This is a genomic window from Psychromonas arctica (assembly GCF_038155225.1).
Classification (GTDB): Bacteria; Pseudomonadota; Gammaproteobacteria; order Enterobacterales; family Psychromonadaceae; genus Psychromonas; species Psychromonas arctica_B.
The window spans coordinates 1-18,182 of record NZ_JBAKBA010000060.1 but is presented as its reverse complement, the minus strand read 5'-3'; the positions used below and the strand labels follow the sequence as shown (position 1 = coordinate 18,182).

Annotated in this window: 13 protein-coding genes; 6 read left to right on the top strand and 7 right to left on the bottom strand. The window is 37.5% G+C overall.

What is annotated here, in order from left to right; all coding sequences use genetic code 11:
• Positions 1–2,489 (top strand): VCBS domain-containing protein (locus V6255_RS17005; RefSeq protein WP_341629216.1); only part of this gene is annotated, 2,489 nt, incomplete at its 5' end.
• Between the two features lie 483 nt (positions 2,490–2,972).
• Here the strand turns inward: V6255_RS17005 and V6255_RS17000 are convergent.
• The 5 genes from V6255_RS17000 to argE all read right to left on the bottom strand — a co-directional run bounded on the left by V6255_RS17000 (position 2,973) and on the right by argE (position 9,271).
• The gene (locus tag V6255_RS17000; protein ID WP_341629215.1) at positions 2,973–3,317 is read right to left on the bottom strand and encodes a hypothetical protein; all 345 of its coding nucleotides are present in this window, start codon (positions 3,315–3,317) and stop codon (positions 2,973–2,975) included.
• Positions 3,318–3,328: 11 nt separating this feature from the next.
• On the bottom strand, positions 3,329–3,571 hold the full coding sequence (gene tusA, locus V6255_RS16995; protein ID WP_341629214.1) for a sulfurtransferase TusA: 243 nt from the start codon (positions 3,569–3,571) through the stop codon (positions 3,329–3,331).
• Positions 3,572–3,851: 280 nt separating this feature from the next.
• Positions 3,852–4,850, bottom strand: a complete 999-nt coding sequence (locus tag V6255_RS16990; RefSeq protein WP_341629213.1) for a hypothetical protein — start codon at positions 4,848–4,850, stop codon at positions 3,852–3,854.
• Between the two features lie 444 nt (positions 4,851–5,294).
• A complete protein-coding gene (gene ppc / locus V6255_RS16985; RefSeq protein WP_341629212.1) occupies positions 5,295–7,937 on the bottom strand; it encodes a phosphoenolpyruvate carboxylase in 2,643 nt (880 codons plus the stop codon).
• A gap of 188 nt (positions 7,938–8,125) precedes the next feature.
• The gene (gene argE / locus V6255_RS16980) at positions 8,126–9,271 is read right to left on the bottom strand and encodes an acetylornithine deacetylase (protein WP_341629211.1); all 1,146 of its coding nucleotides are present in this window, start codon (positions 9,269–9,271) and stop codon (positions 8,126–8,128) included.
• A gap of 696 nt (positions 9,272–9,967) precedes the next feature.
• Between argE and argC the strand changes: the two genes are divergently transcribed.
• The 5 genes from argC to argH all read left to right on the top strand — a co-directional run bounded on the left by argC (position 9,968) and on the right by argH (position 16,009).
• Positions 9,968–10,978, top strand: a complete 1,011-nt coding sequence (argC, locus tag V6255_RS16975; RefSeq protein WP_341629210.1) for an N-acetyl-gamma-glutamyl-phosphate reductase — start codon at positions 9,968–9,970, stop codon at positions 10,976–10,978.
• Between the two features lie 11 nt (positions 10,979–10,989).
• Positions 10,990–11,775 carry an acetylglutamate kinase gene (gene argB / locus V6255_RS16970; protein WP_025564409.1) on the top strand — a complete coding sequence of 262 codons (786 nt, stop codon included), beginning with the start codon at positions 10,990–10,992 and terminating at the stop codon, positions 11,773–11,775.
• Positions 11,776–11,795: 20 nt separating this feature from the next.
• A complete protein-coding gene (locus V6255_RS16965; protein ID WP_341629209.1) occupies positions 11,796–12,704 on the top strand; it encodes an ornithine carbamoyltransferase in 909 nt (302 codons plus the stop codon).
• A gap of 25 nt (positions 12,705–12,729) precedes the next feature.
• The gene (locus V6255_RS16960; protein WP_025564412.1) at positions 12,730–13,938 is read left to right on the top strand and encodes an argininosuccinate synthase; all 1,209 of its coding nucleotides are present in this window, start codon (positions 12,730–12,732) and stop codon (positions 13,936–13,938) included.
• A gap of 190 nt (positions 13,939–14,128) precedes the next feature.
• Positions 14,129–16,009 carry an argininosuccinate lyase gene (gene argH, locus V6255_RS16955; protein WP_160060163.1) on the top strand — a complete coding sequence of 627 codons (1,881 nt, stop codon included), beginning with the start codon at positions 14,129–14,131 and terminating at the stop codon, positions 16,007–16,009.
• A 112-nt stretch (positions 16,010–16,121) separates the two neighbouring features.
• Here the strand turns inward: argH and V6255_RS16950 are convergent, their stop codons facing one another.
• Complete coding sequence (locus V6255_RS16950; RefSeq protein ID WP_341629208.1) at positions 16,122–16,913, bottom strand: 2OG-Fe dioxygenase family protein; 792 nt, start codon at positions 16,911–16,913, stop codon at positions 16,122–16,124.
• Between the two features lie 531 nt (positions 16,914–17,444).
• Positions 17,445–17,990, bottom strand: coding sequence for a gamma carbonic anhydrase family protein (locus V6255_RS16945; protein ID WP_341629207.1), 546 nt, complete (start codon positions 17,988–17,990; stop codon positions 17,445–17,447).
• Positions 17,991–18,182 lie beyond the last annotated feature (192 nt).

Here is an 18,182-nt window from a genome sequence, read left to right as displayed (position 1 = left end):
ATGGCGGTGTTTGGTCGTATGTAGTTGATAATAGCCTGGTGCAGTACTTAGATGATGGTGAACAAATAGTCGAAAACTTTGTGATCACTGTCAATGGTACAGAACAAGAAATCAGCGTGTTTATTTTGGGGGCAGAAGATCCTACAGAAATAACTGTTAACTCATTAGTTGGGGACAGTGATGTAGGTTCAGTAACTGAAGATACAACTGATAGTGATGGAAAATTAACTGACTCAGGTACATTAACCTTTACTGATGTTGATACTACAGATAGTGAAAACTTTGAACCTACCGTTGCATTTTCACCAACAAATACTGGTGATACAGCCTTAGGTGAAATGAGTATTGATGCAGATGGTAATTGGTCTTATGAAGTAGATAACAGTGCAGTTCAGTATTTAGGTGAAGATGAAACATTAACAGAAGTTTATACGGTTACATTAAATGGTGTAACACAAGACATTACCGTTACCATCAATGGTGTAGACGATATATCTGTTGTTACGGGCGATACGGAAGGCGAAGTAACAGAAGACGATGATGCTTCAACCCTAACCGTCTCAGGTGAGTTAGCATTAACGGATGTCGATACCGCCGATACAACGACCTTCACAGCTGAAACTGTGACAGGTACTTACGGTGAAATAACTATTGATACAGATGGTAAATGGACGTATTCGGCAGATAATACACAAGCAGATATTCAAGATCTTGATGACGGTGATACCTTAACCGATATCATTACAGTCAACACTAGTGATGGAAACACTCAGGATATCGAAATCACTATTAATGGCGTGGACTATGCACCAACCGCCGTTGATGATACGGAAATGACCTACGCTACAACCATCCGTTTAGATGAACAACCTGAGTTCGGAACAATGCAAGTCTCGGTTGATGGTGTGTGGGTTGATATGGTTGTTGGCGAAGAATACGACTCCGACTCTGAAGTTCAATTCGTACCAGATGAAGCAGCTATTCAACTTAACTCTGTTGATATAGGTGTTGGTTCATTTGGTGATGATGGATCTTCAAGCTTTGAAGCTAATGTGAGTGATTGGGGAACAGTGAATAGTGATGGTACAGAGGTTATTACAACCATCAATAATGCAACGATTACAACATCTATAACAACCACGGATGCTAACGATTCACAAGTACTAAGGGCTTGGAATGGTGGGACGCATACAGGTAACGGTATTGGTAATGGAGATAGCGCAGGGTTAAGTCAAGGAGAAACTCTAGTAATTGATATTGATGGTGAAAATATTAATGAAGTAACCTTTACACTTGATGGATTAGGCGGCTATTTTGATGAGTCGAGTCGCAATGCAACCAAAGTATCTATTACAGCTTACTTTGAAGATGGGACCTCTGAAACACAATCTTCTTTTAGACAAAGTGGTAGTTATGTAGATACTTATACTTTTAGTTTTGACAACGATTTACCGGTGAATTCTTTTGAATTAACAACATCAGGTTCTGATGGCACCTATGTAGTACAAAATATGACACTATCTAGAACCGTTGCAGATGAAATTACGTTTACAAGAACACAGGCAGACGGTAGTGAAACCACAGAAGTTATAGAGCTTGATCTTAACTATGATGATGCAAGTACCATTGTCGATGTAACAGGTGGAGTCCCTGAAATAAATACATCTATTACCGAAGGCGATATATTTACTGACGAAAACAGTTCAATCACTATCGATGTTTTATCTAATGATACAGATGATGATAATGACGAAATCACCATTACTGAAATCCAAGGGCAAAGTGTCACTGAGGATGGAGATGCCGTAGATGTTACAATAGATGATATTGTAGTCGGAACAGGTCAGCTTGTTGATGGTGAAATCGTCTTTACGCCGAGCGAAGAATTAGGTGTCACCTTGAATGAAGGCGACTCTCAAACCTTTGATATTGAATACACTATTAGTGATGGTACTGAAGTTGGTACAGCTTTAGTTACCGTACGTGTCGATGGCGTCGACAGTACCATTATAGGAACGGATGGTGACGATACATTAGTCGGTGGTGATGGTGATGATATGTTAACTGGTGGTTTAGGTAACGACATATTAACCGGCGGCGATGGTGGTGATACTTATATTTGGGAATTTGATAGTAGTGCAAACAGTAATATTGACACCATTACTGATTTTGATATTGATGGTGAAGATGTCCTAGACTTAAGTGAATTACTTGTTGATGCTACTAATGATACGCTTGATTCTTACCTTAATTTCTCAGTAGAAACTGATGATGAAGGCGTGACAAATACAACCATTGAAGTGGTAAATGATGAAGTCACACAATATATCGTGCTAGATGATGTTGACCTAGTTACTGAGTACGGTAGTAACGATATTACTATTATTAATGGATTAATTAGTGATGGTGCATTGATTGTTTCAGATGATTCGACTGCCTATGCAAGTGACTCGGTGTCTGCAGATATAGATGAAACGACAACAGATTAATCTTTAGTAATTACACATTAAGGACTTTAAGTTCTTAGTGTGTAAAATATTGTTAATATTTAAAGCTTTACGCAGTGTCGTATCAAAATGAATGTGAGTCTGATTTTTTGTAAGTATTAATCATTACAGTTTATATTTTTCATTTTGGTGTAATTTAAGCTATAAAGTAAGATTCTTTTTTATTAAAAGAATAGTTTTTAAATAGCCAATTTTTATTGAATATAAATTGGCTAATATTATTAAAGGTAGAATGGCACAATAATGTTAGGTGCAAGAGAGGTCTATATAGGCAATATAACTACTAGTTATTTTGTGAAAGGTTATCTCGTGAAATTTTTTATAATATGCATAGTACTTCAGTTGATAAATATTCTAGATGATAGATAAAATTTCGCAATGCAGATATGGTCTTATCCTATTGATATAGAATGATAACTTTACAGTTTGGTATTGTTGGAACTTAGCCGACATATACCTCAATATTTAAAGTTCGAGTAACATCTCAATAAGTATAAAAAAGCCAATTGCCCAAATAAAATATTCAATGATAAGAAGGCATTTCGTCAATGCAACCCAAAGGTGTCGGCCTTGATATTTTTCGGCCGCTTCCCATGCTCCTGACATGTATATTAAGTTATATGCTAGCGCTAATAGCGTAAACAGTATTAATTCTTGAGGAGTTGTATTGGTCTTAAATAGATTGAATATATTGACGGTAATGAGATAAGTGATATTAACTAATACACCGTATAACCATACCGTTTTAGCTAAACCAAAATGGCCTTGGTATAGTTTTCCAAAAAAATATTTTTGATTGCAGATCCCCATTAATTCCCCCTTTATTTCAATCCCTTTTTAATTAAATAACGATAAGGAATAGTCTTCGTTTGTGCTTCGATTAATTGATGCTCCATAAAGCGGCAAAAGCTTGGGATATCTCTTGTTGTAGCAGGGTCGTCGGCAATAATCTCTAATAAGTCACCTGTTGCTAATTGTCTTACGGTTTTTCTGATCACCATTACTGGTTCTGGGCAGCGTAAACCTAATGCATCAAGCTGTTTGATTGGTGTGTCGTTTGTCATGTTATTAACCGAGTCGCAGGTAAAAATAGAATATTAACATAACCACTATTCTCTAAACCACTATTACTCAAATCATAAAGACTATAAGCGATATTTATGAGCAATATTTATAAGTAAGGAATAGCATCCTCGAAATGCTTTGGTTTAATGCGAACAATTAATGGAGAGGGAGTGTATTAGCTTTCTTGCTATTCAGTTATCGTTTTAGGGTAGGTGCAATAGGCGATGTTCAACTAACAATGTACGTGTTAGTTAAATTGTTCGCTGTTTAGGTAATCACTTATTTATTAACTGTTGTTCTTAACAATATTTTATTATCTAAGTTTAAATTCGCAGACCAAATGAATTGAGCATCGTTGTTTGAATCATCAAAAATATCAGTGAAGTTAGTGTATGACTTTTTATTATCAACTCCGACTGTGTCGTTAGTGAAGGTGTTTGCTGCTGGCCATTGGCTATCGTCAAAACCTTGTTGTTGCCAACCAGTTGGTATTGCCCAATGTACGCCATAAAGTTGTGATGCATCGTCAGTACCTTGAATAGTACAGTTTGTAGATAAATGTGCAGAGCCTGATTCAGACAAACAACTTAGGTCTGAAATAGGCGAGGTATAATAGTTTTGTGCTTTCCAATCACCGTCTGTTATGGCGACGGTTTGATTGCTTTCATCTTTAAATACGGCAACAAAACCACCATCACCAGGATGGGCTTTTACATTACGGTTAAGCTCAGTACCTGTTCCTAAATTCTCTTCCCAGTCGACGGCGAGCACTGCTATATCAAAGGGTTTATTCACTTTAAATTGAATAATGTTGGAGTTAAATTCAGTGAAAGGAATTGGGTCTTTACCGACAGGGACACCATTGATGTACATTTCAAAGTAATTATCAGCAAATATGTAAGCCGTAATGACTTCGCCATCTGTATCGACCTCTACAATATTGTCTTCATTTAATGCGGAAAGTGCTGTTTGTGTATCGGTGTATTTATGGCCATAGTCATTGTATAGATCGGGTGCGATAGGGAAGTTGTCGTTTGTATAATTAACCACTGCGGGTACAGCCCATGTCGCTTGGCTATTGATGCTATCAATCGTACCAAGTGCTGCAACGCGATGACCATCTGGAAATAAATTGGTAACGGTTGTTTGTGCAATACCTTGAGTCAATGAACCTGTGCCCTTGTAATCACTGACTTTGGTTGTTGTAGCTACACTTTCACCGCAACCTTGTAAAAGTAGCGCTAAGCAGACGAATATTGAACTTAAATAGTATTTCATGATGTAAATCTCCTGATGTTAATGAGCCATAAAATAAACCATAGTGTGTTTTAAAGTATTGTCGAAGAATAACTCTTTTAACATCACTAATATGAATAATGCATAAAATAGCATAGTGAAATAAGTTAAATGTGTGGCAAAAAAGGAGTTTAAGTCTTTGGGCGATATCTTTATATAGAAGTAAAGTTTTAGGTGGGGCTAGTATTATACATGGAGCTAGAAAGTGATTGAATGGAAATACAATATGAGCATGTTATATGGAAATGCTCTTTAGGCGATTAACAGAGTTTGCCTGAAAGAGGATTTGTAGGAAAAGTTTAACGTCATTTTATAATGTTATTTTTTTATAAAAACGACGTTAAACCTATTTAATCAACATACTTAATAAGAGCACAATTTCAATAAGCCAAAGCGTTATATAAATCGTGCGGCTTTAAGTGTGTACTAACCTGTATTACGAAGACCTGCAGCAATACCTGCAATAGTTACCATTAACGCTTGGTCAATATCTGGGTTGATCGTCTCATTTTGTTCACATGAACGTGAACGAGATAATAACTCCGCTTGTAACATGTTTAATGGATCAACATACGGGTTACGTAGTTCAATTGATTCTTTTATCCATGGTTGCTCTTGCATTAACTTGTGGTCTGGAATCGTTTCCAATACGACTTCACGTGTTAGTTTAAGGTTATCACGTAAACGCTGACCTAGTGGCCATAGCTCTTTAGGCACTAAACGCTCTTCGTAGAATCGAGTTAACTCTTCATCTGCTTTCATGAATACCATTTCAAACATTTCTAGACGTGTGTGGAAAAAAGGCCAGTTAACATACATTTCTTGTAATAGCTCTTTTTTACCTTCATCTAGCAATGTTTTTAATGACGTACCAGCACCTAACCATGCTGGAAGCATTAAACGATTTTGACTCCAAGCAAAAATCCATGGAATAGCACGTAGGCTTTCTACACCACCATTTGCTTTACGTTTCGCAGGGCGACTACCTAATGCTAATTTACCTAGCTCAAGTTCTGGCGTTACGCTACGGAAGTAAGGAACGAAATCAGGTTCTTCACGAACAAAGAAGCGATATTCTTCACAAGACTGTTCTGCAAATTGCTGCATTAAGTCGCGCCATTCTTGTTTTGGTGCTGGTGGCGGCAGTAAGTTTGCTTCCAATATTGCAGCGGTATAGATGTTTAAGCTATTAATCGCTACTTTTGGTAAGCCGAACTTAAAGCGGATCATTTCACCTTGCTCTGTTACACGTAAACCACCTTTTAATGAACCTGGAGGTTGAGATAATAATGCTTGTTGTGCTGGTGCACCGCCACGACCAATTGTGCCGCCACGTCCGTGGAACAATACTAATTGAATGTCGTTTTCTTCACTGATTTTGATCAATGCTTCTTGTGAGGTGTATTGTGCCCAGTTCGCTGCCATTACACCGGCATCTTTTGCTGAGTCAGAATAACCAATCATCACGTGTTGTTCACCGTTAATGTAACCTCGGTACCAATCAACAGCGTATAAACGTTGCATAACATCAGCGGCATTGTTTAAGTCATCTAACGTTTCAAACAATGGTGCAACTGGAATACGGAATGGGCAACCTACTTCTTTTAGTAATAGCTGTACGGCTAATACGTCAGATGCTTCACGTGCCATTGAAATAATGTAAATACCTAATGCTTCAGGATCAGTTTGAGCCACCACTTTACAGGTATCTAATACTTCTTGTACTTCAGCAGAGGGTTCCCATGATGTTGGAATCAGTGGGCGTTTGCTGTTCAGCTCTTGTAGTAAGAAAGCTTGTTTATCTTCCTCGCTCCATGCGTTGTAATCACCAATGCCTAAGTAGCGTGTTAGTTCAGATAATGTATCACCGTGACGTTCGCCATCTTGACGAATATCTAATTTAACTAGGTTCACACCAAAACAGTTTACACGACGGATAATGTCTAACAGTAAACCATTAGCAATTGAACTCATGCCCATTTTAGTCAGTGATTGATAACATAACTCTAAAGGCTCTTTAAGCTGTTTAGTGCTGATGATGATATCTTTCGCTGTACTGTCATGGCCTTGTAGTGTTGCACTTAATGCCGTTAATGTTTCTTTCAGTTCAGTACGTAATTTACGTAAAACAACACGGTAAGGTTCATCTGCATCTTCACCAACAAAGGCACGTAATACAGGGTCACAGTTATCCATTGATAACTCTTTAGTTAACTGTTGGATATCTTCAAGGTATAAACTGACTGCTACCCAACGGCTAGTAATGAGTACTTCTTTTGTTACTTTCGCAGTTACGAATGGGTTACCGTCACGGTCTCCGCCCATCCATGAAGTGAATTTGATTGGTGAAGCGTCAAGCGGTAATGAAATGCCTAAACCGTCTTTTAATGTTTTATCAAGTTCACGTACATATTGAGGTACTGCTTCCCACAGGCTATTTTCGATAACGGCGAAGCCCCATTTAGCTTCATCAACGGGTGTTGGGCGATTTTTACGAATATCGTTTGTATGCCAAGCTTGAGTAATTAGTTGTTCAAGGCGAACTAAAAGTTGGTCACGTTCTTTATCTGAAATATCAGTAAGCTCTAATAAACTGAGACATTTATTAATCGCTGCGTATTTATGAATTAATGTACGACGAGTGATTTCTGTTGGATGTGCTGTTAATACCATATCCATGTGCAGTTCAGCCACTGATTTGCGCATTTCATCTTCAGAAACATCGCTGTTTTTGAGTTTGACGATGAGCTCTTGTAGCGGGTCCGGAGCACAAACGTCGCCATCACAATGACGAGAAATTCCATGAAACTGCTCTGCAATATTAGCGAGATTTAAGAAGTGAGTGAAAGCACGGGCTACTGGGAGTAGTTCGTTGTCGCTTAAGTTAGACAATACATCAATTAAGCGTTCTCCATCTTTGCTATTACCAGAACGAGATGATTTAGAAAGCTGACGTATGGTTTCAATTTTTTCAAGGAAAGGTTCACCTAAATGGTCACTAATACTCTTACCAAGTAATTGTCCTAATAAACTAACGTTACTACGTAAGTTTGCATATGTTTCTGTCATCGTTGTTCCTTATTATTGTAATCAAATTACATTTTTTGTAGTGGAGTTAAATAAAATACCATAATGAAGAGGCTAGTCAATTTAGGCTCTCTTGCATCTTACTATCTACATTGTCGAAATTGGCGTGTCCGCCATTTTGTTAGAAACGCCGTTAAAAACGTGACTACAAAATACCAACATTTATTACCTTAGATGCAATAATGCTGGATTAATTTACCAATCACCTCTTTGGTTGGTTTCACAAATGAAAGGTCTAAATATTCATTGGGTTGGTGTGCTTGCGCTATGTGGCCAGGGCCTAACACAATGGTGTCACAACCTAATGCTTGGATAAATGGTGCTTCTGTACAGTAGTTCGCACTGGTTGCTTTGTTGCCAGTGTAAATTTCTGCATTATCGATGAGATCTGAGTGCAATGGGCATTCATAAGAAGGGATAGGCTCATGCAAATGGAAGATCTCTAAGCTGTCTGGGTAACGTTTTTCTATTTCTGATAATGCTTGTTTAACAGTAATGAATAACTCGTTCGTTGTAACGCCTGGAATAGGGCGCATATCAATGTGTAATTCACAACAGCCACAAATACGGTTTGGACTATCGCCACCCGTAATTGCACCAAAATTAAGTGTTGGATATGGCACTTCAAAATGTGGGTTATGGTATTTGTCTTTAAACGTTTGTTGTACTTGTTTTAATTCACTTAATACAAGGTGCATAACGTCAATGGCATTTAATCCTTTGTCAGGATCTGAGCTGTGCCCACTTCTACCTGTGATACGAATGCCTTCAGACATGTGGCCTTTATGCATGGTAACAGGGACCATACCCGTTGGTTCGCCAATCACTGCATAATCAGGACGAAAATGTTTTTGCTCTGATATTTGCTGTGCACCTGACATGGTTGTTTCTTCATCTGCAGTCGCAAGGATACGTAAAGGCTTAGTGAATTTTTCACGATCCATTGTTTTCAGTACTTCAATAACAAAAGCAAAAAATCCTTTCATATCAATGGTGCCTAAACCGTACAAACGATTATCTTTCTCTACGACTGTGAAAGGATCCGTTTGCCATTTCCCTTCATCGTAAGGAACGGTATCAGTATGACCTGCTAACAGTAAACCTCCATCACCTTCGCCTAATGTTGCTACCAAGTTAAATTTACCTGGTGCCGCGACTACTTCTGTAATGTCTGTCGTAAACCCTAGGTCTGAAAGCCATTCCGCTAATTGATTGATAACGGCTACGTTACTTTGATCCCATGCGCTATCACTTGAGCTGATAGAGGGTAATTTAATGAGGTCTTTGTACAGGTCGATGAATGCAGGTAATGACATACTATTCCTTAAAATTAAACTGTTACCTTGTATTAATTGAACAACAAAAGGGCTAATAGATCCTTGGGTGAAATGGTATGACCATTTTTCCCAATTTTAAATCTACTATTTACACTTTGTAAAGTCACGAATTTAATTCAATTGGCGTCAGTGGTGATTTTTAATATACACAATGCATATAACAGTGATGTTTCAATATCTAACATATCAGTTTATTTGCATTTTATGCTCTTTTTTACATTTTATTAACGTTATTTTTTGTAGTGATTAAAATACTTAATCAATTGTTAATGCAGCCTTTAATTTAAATATTTATGTAAGTTAAAACTCAATTTGGTTATTTTATTTATTGTGGTTATAAAATTTTATGCAATTATATTTCCTTGAATTGCCTGACCGTATTTATTTTCTATGGTTTTCGGCATAGTTATAAATTGAATAAAATAAAGATTTTAATGTAAATGCATTTAAATTCAGTTGTTTACGGTGTTTTTTTCGATTTATAATTAAATTAACCCGCATGTTTTTGTTGAGTTTATAAGCAATTTATCATTTTTGGTATATTTATTCACATTTATTGAATAAATAGTCACTTTGATTTAAAATGTCTTTTTATAGTTGGTAACGCGAAAAGCACCTTGTTACCCATATTTATTTATCACGCATTAAGTCAGTAATGAAACAGGAATTTTCTTTATGTTAAAAGCAATTGTAGTGGGAGCTAGCGGTTATACAGGAGCGGAGTTAGCACAATTTTTAACGCGTCATCCGAATATCGAATTGGCTGGATTATATGTGTCAGAAGGTAGCTTAGATAAAGGAAAGAGTATATCTGAGTTATACGGTAACTTACGTGGTTGTGTCGACCTGCCATTACAACCTCTTGGTGTAAGCGGTATTAAAGCTGCCTGTGAAAATGTTGATATTGTTATTCTTGCAACTGCGCATGAAGTAAGCCATGACTTAGCACCATTGTTTTTAGCTGAAAATACGGTCGTGTTTGATCTGTCTGGTGCATTCCGTGTTAAATCTGCTGGCTTTTATGAAAAATATTATGGCTTCACGCATCAACATCCAGATTTATTAGAAAAAGCAGTTTACGGTTTAGCGGAATGGAATGCTGAACAAGTAAAAGGCACTGATTTAATTGCAGTACCAGGTTGTTATACCACGGCTTCTTTAACTGCATTAAAACCATTGTTTGATGCGGGTTTAATTAAAGCAGGCATTAAGCCGACTATTAATGCAACAAGTGGTGTGAGTGGTGCAGGCCGTAAAGCCAATGTGGCAAGCAGCTTTTGTGAAGTGAGTTTACAACCTTATGGTGTCTTCACACATCGTCACAAACCAGAAATTGATCAGCATTTAGGGACTGACGTTGTATTTACACCGCACTTAGGCAGTTTCAAGCGTGGTATTTTAGCGAGTATCAATGTGGTATTGAATGAAGACACAACTGCGGAGCAAATTAATCAAGCTTATCAAACTGCTTATGCAGATAAACCGATTGTCCGTTTAATGGAAGGATCGTTCCCTGCACTGAAAAATGTTGTCGGTACGCCATTCTGTGATTTAGGCTGGGCAGTTGATGGGCAGGATCTAGTCGTGTTTAGTGCTATCGATAACCTATTGAAAGGCGCTTCATCACAAGCAATGCAATGTATTAATTTACGTTTCGGTTTTGATATGACGACTTCTATTTTATAAACGGATTTTAAATGACACAAGTACAACAAAAACCGCTGTTAATTAAATTAGGTGGAGCGGTTTTAGAGAATAATCAAGCACTGACTAATTTGTTTTCAGCATTAACTGAATATTTAGCAATACAACAACGTCCATTGTTATTAGTACATGGTGGTGGTGTGATTGTGGAAGATGTTCTGAAAAAGATGAACATTAAAAGTGAAAAGAAAAATGGTTTACGTATTACACCGTTTGATCAAATCCCTTATGTTGCAGGTGCGTTAGCCGGTACATCAAATAAATTATTGATGGCTAAAGCATTACAAGCAGGTTTATCGGCCGTTGGTTTATCGTTAGCAGATGGATTTAGTTGTTCAGTTAAACAGATGGATCCAGACTTAGGTGCAGTAGGTATTTGCAGCCCAAATAATCCTGCTTTAATTAATAGTTTATTGGCGGGTGGATTTTTGCCTGTGATCTCTTCAATTGCGATTGGTGAAGATGGTAATCTGTATAATGTAAATGCTGACCAAGCTGCCATTGCTATTTGTGAGCTGGTGGGTGCAGAACTTGTCTTCTTATCCGATGTGGATGGCGTATGGGACGCACAGAAAAAGGTTATTCCTGAGTTAAACACGCAACTAGCTGATACACTTATTGCTGAAGATGTGATTCAAGATGGTATGGCTGTTAAAGTAAAAGCTGCATTACAAGCTGCCGAACAATTAGGTTATGTGATGTTAGCAAGTTGGAAGAATCCAGAAAATTTAGTGTCATTGCTTGCAGGTAAAGCAGTGGGAACCAAAGTAATTAAATAAAGAAGCAATAGAGAGTGACAATGGAAAATTTATTAACTGGCATGGAAATGACTCAACAACAGGCATTAGACCTGATTGCATTGGGTAAAGATTTAAAAGCAAATCCAAGTAAATATGCGCAGGCATTAGCCGGTAAAAGCGTTGTTACTTTATTTGAAAAGCAATCGCTACGTACACGAGTAACGTTTGATATTGGTGTTAATAAATTAGGTGGTCATGCTGTTTATTTAGATCAAACTAATGGCGCGATGGGTAGCCGTGAAGACGTTAAAGACTTCGCCGCTAATATTTCTCGTTGGGCTGATTGTATTGTCGCACGTGTATTTGACCATAAAACATTGGTTGAAATGCAAGAATATGCAAGCGTACCCGTGATTAACTCTCTGTGTGACTTATACCATCCATGCCAAGGTATGGCTGACTTCTTAACGATCGCACAAAATTACAATGATTTAACCAAAGTTAAGCTCGCTTATATTGGCGATGGTAATAATGTAACGCATTCATTATTTATTGCGGGTGCTATTTTAGGTGCGACAGTCACGGCTGTTTGTCCTTTAGGTCATAGCCCAGATGCACAAATTATGAAAAAAGCAGAAGAAATCGCAAAAGAAACTGGCGCGACGATCACTGTGACAAATAATATCGACGATATTAAAGGTTATGATGTTGTTTATGGTGACACTTGGTTATCAATGGGCGACGATACACCACTAGAACAAATTAAAGCTAAATTTATGCCATTCCAAATTAACCAAGCATTGCTTGATAATACGGGTATTAAACATATTTTACATTGCCAGCCTGCACATCGTGGTCTAGATATCACATCAGATGTAATGGATGGTCCAGCTTCATTGATTTTTGATCAAGCTGAAAATAGAATGCACATTCAAAACGCTATAATGCTTACCCTAATTAATAAATAAAATAATTGAGAAAGGAAAATATTCAATGAGTTCAGTTAAAAAAGTAGTTCTCGCTTATTCAGGCGGCTTAGATACATCAGCAATCATTCCATGGTTAAAAGAAACTTATAATGATTGTGAAATCGTAGCGTTTTGTGCCGATGTTGGCCAAGGTGCAGAAGAATTAGTCGGTTTGCACGAGAAAGCAATTGCTTCTGGTGCATCTGAATGTCACATCGTTGATTTAAAAGAAGAGTTTGTTAAAGACTACATCTACCCAACGATTGCATCTGGCGCAGTATATGAAGGGACTTATTTACTAGGTACTTCAATGGCGCGTCCAATCATTGCTAAAGCACAAGTTGAAGTGGCTTTAAAAGTAGGCGCTGACGCAGTTTGTCACGGTTGTACTGGTAAAGGTAATGACCAAATCCGTTTTGAAAGTTGTTTTGCTGCACTAGCACCAGAGCTAAAAGTAATTGCACCTTGGCGTGAGTGGGAAATGACGTCTCGTGAAGATTTATTAGACTACCTTGCTGAACGTAAAATCGAAACAACTGCTTCAGCAACTAAAATCTACAGCCGTGATGCAAATGCATGGCACATTTCGCACGAAGGTGGCGAATTAGAAGACCCATACAACGAGCCAAGTAAAGGTGTTTGGACATTAACGGTTGATCCGCTTGATGCACCAAATGAGCCTGAGTACGTAACGTTAAAAGTTGAAAAAGCACGTGTAACCGCTGTTGATGGTGTTGAGCTTTCTCCTTACGATGCATTAATGTTACTAAATGATAAAGCAGCAGCACATGGTGTTGGCCGTATCGATATTACTGAAAACCGTACGGTTGGTATGAAGTCTCGTGGTTGTTATGAAACACCAGGAGGCACAGTGATGGTAACTGCACTTCGTGGTATCGATGAGCTAGTACATGACAAACCATCTCGTCGCTGGCGTGACCAAGTGGGCCAAGAATTTGCTCACTTAGTGTATGACGGTCGTTGGTTTACACCATTATGCGGTTCTTTATTAGCGGCTTCTGAATCATTAGCGCAAGATGCTAACGGTGAAGTGGTTGTTCGTTTATACAAAGGACAAGCAACAGCGGTTAAGAAACGTTCTCCAAATAGCCTTTACTCAGAAGAGTTTGCTACTTTTGGTGATGATAATGTTTACGACCAAAAACATGCTGAAGGTTTCATCCGTTTATATTCACTGTCTAGCCGTATTCGTAAGCTAAACAGTAACAAATAAGCAAAATATGTTATAAAATTCCTGTCTCCGATTATCGGGGGCAGGAATTTCTATTTATAAACGTTTTAAAATTAGAGTGTTTATAAATAGCATTTCAATATTACCAACCCTTTAACAAATGGATTTGGTTGTTAATCAAATCCTTTAATAAATAGATCGGGTTAATAAACAAGTCAGAATGGAGTAACAAATGGCACTATGGGGCGGACGTTTCAGCCAAGCGGCAGACGTAAAATTTAAATTATTTAATGATTCATTGAAATTCGATTACCGTCTTGCTGAACAAGATATTATTGGTTCAATCGCATGGTCTCATGCTTTGTTGTCAGTTAATGTATTAACGACGGAAGAGCAAAAAAGTATTGAAGCTAGCTTGAATGAATTATTAGTATCAGTGCAAGCCAATCCTGAACAAGTGCTACAGTCAGATGCTGAAGATATCCACTCTTGGGTCGAAGGCCAACTTATTAATAAAGTGGGTGATTTAGGTAAAAAATTACACACAGGTCGTAGCCGTAATGACCAAGTAGCAACTGACTTGAAACTATGGTGTAAAAAAACGACATTAAGCTTAATTACCAATCTAGAGCAATTAGAAGCGAAATTAATCGAATTAGCACGTATTCACCAAGGTGTTATTTTACCTGGTTATACTCATCTCCAACGTGCACAACCAGTTACTTTCTCTCACTGGTGTTTAGCTTACTTAGAAATGTTAGAGCGTGACCATAGCCGTTTAGAAGGTTGTTTAGATCGTATGGATACCTGTCCATTAGGTAGTGGCGCACTTGCAGGTACTGGTTATGCAATGGATCGTACTGTATTAGCACACTCTCTTGGTTTTAAACGTGCAACACGTAATAGTTTAGATTCAGTATCTGACCGTGACCATGTTGTTGAGTTAATGAGTTGTGCCACATTATCAATGGTACATTTATCACGTATGGCAGAAGACCTTATCTTCTATAACAGTGGTGAAGCAGCCTTTATCGAAATGTCTGATCTTGTGACTTCTGGCTCATCATTAATGCCACAGAAGAAAAACCCTGATGCAATGGAGTTAATCCGTGGTAAATCAGGTCGTGTATTTGGTTCATTAGCAGGTATGTTAATGACACTTAAAGCATTACCTTTGGCTTACAACAAAGATATGCAAGAAGACAAAGAAGGTTTGTTTGATGCGTTAGATACGTGGGGCGATTGTTTAGAAATGGCGTCAATGGCATTAACTGATCTTAAAGTTAATGAAGAACGCACTAAAGAAGCAGCACAAGGTGGCTATTCAAATGCGACTGAATTGGCTGACTACTTAGTTGCTAAAGGTATCCCATTCCGTGAAGCTCACCATATTGTTGGCGTAGCCGTTGTGGCTGCCATTGAAAAAGGTGTACCACTTGAAGACTTGAGTGTTGAAGAGTTCAAACAATTCTCAGATGTGATTGAAGAAGACGTTTACCCAACACTAACATTAGAAGCGACCTTAGCAGCACGTGTTGCATTAGGCGGAGTTTCTCCTAACCAAGTTGAATTTGCATTAACAGAAGCTGAACAACGTTTGGCAAAACGAGATACATCAGGTGTCACCATCAGAGCGGCATGTTTAGATGATATAGACCGTATCGAATCAATGGTTAACCATTGGGCTGAAAAAGGTGAAAATTTACCAAGAGATAAATCTGATCTATCTCACTCAGTTGGTGAATTTGTGGTAACTGAATTAGACGGAAAAGTAACGGGTTGTGGGTCTGTTCATATTTATGACACAGGTTTAGCTGAAATTCGTTCATTAGGTATAGAACCTGGCTATGAAGGTCGTGGTCAAGGGAGTGCAATCGTCGAACTGTTAGTTAAACGTTCTGAAAAATTAGCCATTAAACGTTTATTTGCATTAACGCGTATGGCTGATTTTTATATGAAGTTAGGGTTTAGTCCTGCAAGTAAAACAACGATGCCAGAAAAAGTACTGAAAGATTGTGCGATGTTTGTCAGTGAGCACGCTAATGGTGAAAAAGCATTAGAGCTAAACTACAAAACAAGCATGTTACTTCAGAAAGAGATGAGCAAAAGGTAAGTAATACTTAATAAGGTGTGTTTCTAATAATAGAAACACACCTTTGATTAAAGATTAATCTGCAATATCACAAACTCGTCCTAGTAATAACATTGTTCATTCAAATTAAAGCTTACCCTTGATTAAGTACAACATCAGGAAAGTGCTGACGTAATATTTTATTTTGAAAGGCATCATTAAAACGGCAGTTAATGATAATGATAAATCGTTCAAAAGGTGTGTCGTTATCTAGAGGCTGTACTGACGATATATTATGAAACACTTCATTATCTCTAATATGCATTATTTCACCTGGCGCTAATGTCGCATGGGTAATTTGACGTTGTCCTGCTTTATCTTCATACAGTGTATTTTCTCCACCTGTTACATTTTCTCTACTCAACACTAATATACTTAAAAACTGACTACCATCTTGATGGATCCCTTGCCCTTGTAGAGGATCGATAGCTTGGTTTCCTTTGATACCATTAATCTGCATTAAAATGGGCTCTTTAGGATTAATATCCCAAAGATCTGCCCATGCTTTTATAAAGGATTGAACATCATCTCGTTGCAAGAAAGAGGTTTCTAATGCGGGATAATAACGTAACTTATCAGCCATCGTATCTGCATCATTATAACTTCCCCCTTGAGCCATTGGACAATCATCTAACGTATTGATTTCCCCAGCTTGATCTAAATAAAGCCATGACATTCTTTTCCAACGAGTATCAACATAGATATCTCTTGGTAAATCTTCGAGATAGGTTTGCCATTCAGCTAAGTTGATATGCTTATTAATACTGGTTTGACTCCAGCTACCTTCAAAAATATCTTGTATTACATGGTATGGCCAGTATGAATCAAGATTTGGTAAAGGCTGTGCGACGGTTGTTTTAATATGATCGTAATTTATATTTTTCATTGTTTATCCCATTAATATGTATAGATAAGCTGAATTGCTTACCTCAAAATCATAACGAAGAGCGATGTTGCATCAACGTTGCGGTTTTTTATTACATAAAATGAATTTAAAAAAAACAGTAAATTATTGATTATAAATAATAATATTTATATTTTGATTGGAAAATAAACAGGGAAGCTAGGCATACCTTTGGCTGTAAGCTCATGCATGAATTTTTTATGTTATGAGTTTGATTTAATATATAACGTAGATTTATGAAGTTAAGAGGGTGTTCTTAAAAATAGCTGGTGGATATTTGTTTATTACTTCATGGGCAGGTAAGTGATGAGCTAAATAATTGAAGCGGTAGTAAATATGTTAGTAAACTAAAAGGATAATTATTTTAGGTACGTAGGCATGTAGTTAAAACTACAGTTGTGCTTTGAATGAGTATTTAAGCTACTTGAAATAACAACCTAAACAGTAGCTTAATAATAAGGGGTTAGCTCAGTGAAATAAGATTAAATAATGAAACTATCTTAAATAAAGAAACTATTTAGATCCTTCTTCAATATATTCATTTTTTAAATTAACGTAATGGCTTGCTGAGCGTTTTAAAAAAGCAAATTCAGCTTCAGTTAACTCACGAGCTGCTTTTGCTGGAGAGCCAACATATAAAAACCCAGATGCTAACGTCTTATTAGGGGGTACCAAAGCACCGGCCGCAAGGATAACATCATCTTCAATGCATGCATTATCGAGAACAATAGCACCCATACCAATCAACACGCGGTTACCAACAGAGCAAGCATGTAGTATTGCTTTATGGCCAACAGTAACATCTTCACCAATAGTTAATGAGTAGCCATCAACCGTCGCTTCACCTTTTCTGGCTACATGTAAAACAGAACCATCTTGAATATTAGTACGAGCACCAACATATATAGAGTTAACATCGCCTCGTAAAACACACATTGGCCAGATATTAACGTCATCAGCTAAATGCACATCACCAATTATCGAAGAAAATGGGTCAATATAAACATCATTACCAATAGTTGGATGGATATTTTTATAAGGACGTAGTGTAGGAAACATAATAAACCTTCTGATCGTTATATTAAAAGCTCACTATACGACACAAAAGTGTGGATAACAAAAGCAAAGTTGTGGATAACTTGTGGTCAAAGTAGGTATAAAAATTAATTGTAATTAATCGCAATAAAACACTTGCCAATAGTTTCGCGATCCCTATAATACGCCGCACAGACAAGGACGGAGGCGCAAGCC

Coding starts and splice junctions, on each gene's coding strand:
- argE (WP_341629211.1), bottom strand. CDS start 9,271: ATGTCATTACCTGCATTCATCGACCTGTACAAAGACCTCATTAAATTA.
- V6255_RS17000 (WP_341629215.1), bottom strand. CDS start 3,317: ATGGGGATCTGCAATCAAAAATATTTTTTTGGAAAACTATACCAAGGC.
- V6255_RS16990 (WP_341629213.1), bottom strand. CDS start 4,850: ATGAAATACTATTTAAGTTCAATATTCGTCTGCTTAGCGCTACTTTTA.
- V6255_RS16950 (WP_341629208.1), bottom strand. CDS start 16,913: ATGAAAAATATAAATTACGATCATATTAAAACAACCGTCGCACAGCCT.
- tusA (WP_341629214.1), bottom strand. CDS start 3,571: ATGACAAACGACACACCAATCAAACAGCTTGATGCATTAGGTTTACGC.
- argB (WP_025564409.1), top strand. CDS start 10,990: ATGACACAAGTACAACAAAAACCGCTGTTAATTAAATTAGGTGGAGCG.
- ppc (WP_341629212.1), bottom strand. CDS start 7,937: ATGACAGAAACATATGCAAACTTACGTAGTAACGTTAGTTTATTAGGA.
- argC (WP_341629210.1), top strand. CDS start 9,968: ATGTTAAAAGCAATTGTAGTGGGAGCTAGCGGTTATACAGGAGCGGAG.
- V6255_RS16945 (WP_341629207.1), bottom strand. CDS start 17,990: ATGTTTCCTACACTACGTCCTTATAAAAATATCCATCCAACTATTGGT.
- V6255_RS16965 (WP_341629209.1), top strand. CDS start 11,796: ATGGAAAATTTATTAACTGGCATGGAAATGACTCAACAACAGGCATTA.
- argH (WP_160060163.1), top strand. CDS start 14,129: ATGGCACTATGGGGCGGACGTTTCAGCCAAGCGGCAGACGTAAAATTT.
- V6255_RS16960 (WP_025564412.1), top strand. CDS start 12,730: ATGAGTTCAGTTAAAAAAGTAGTTCTCGCTTATTCAGGCGGCTTAGAT.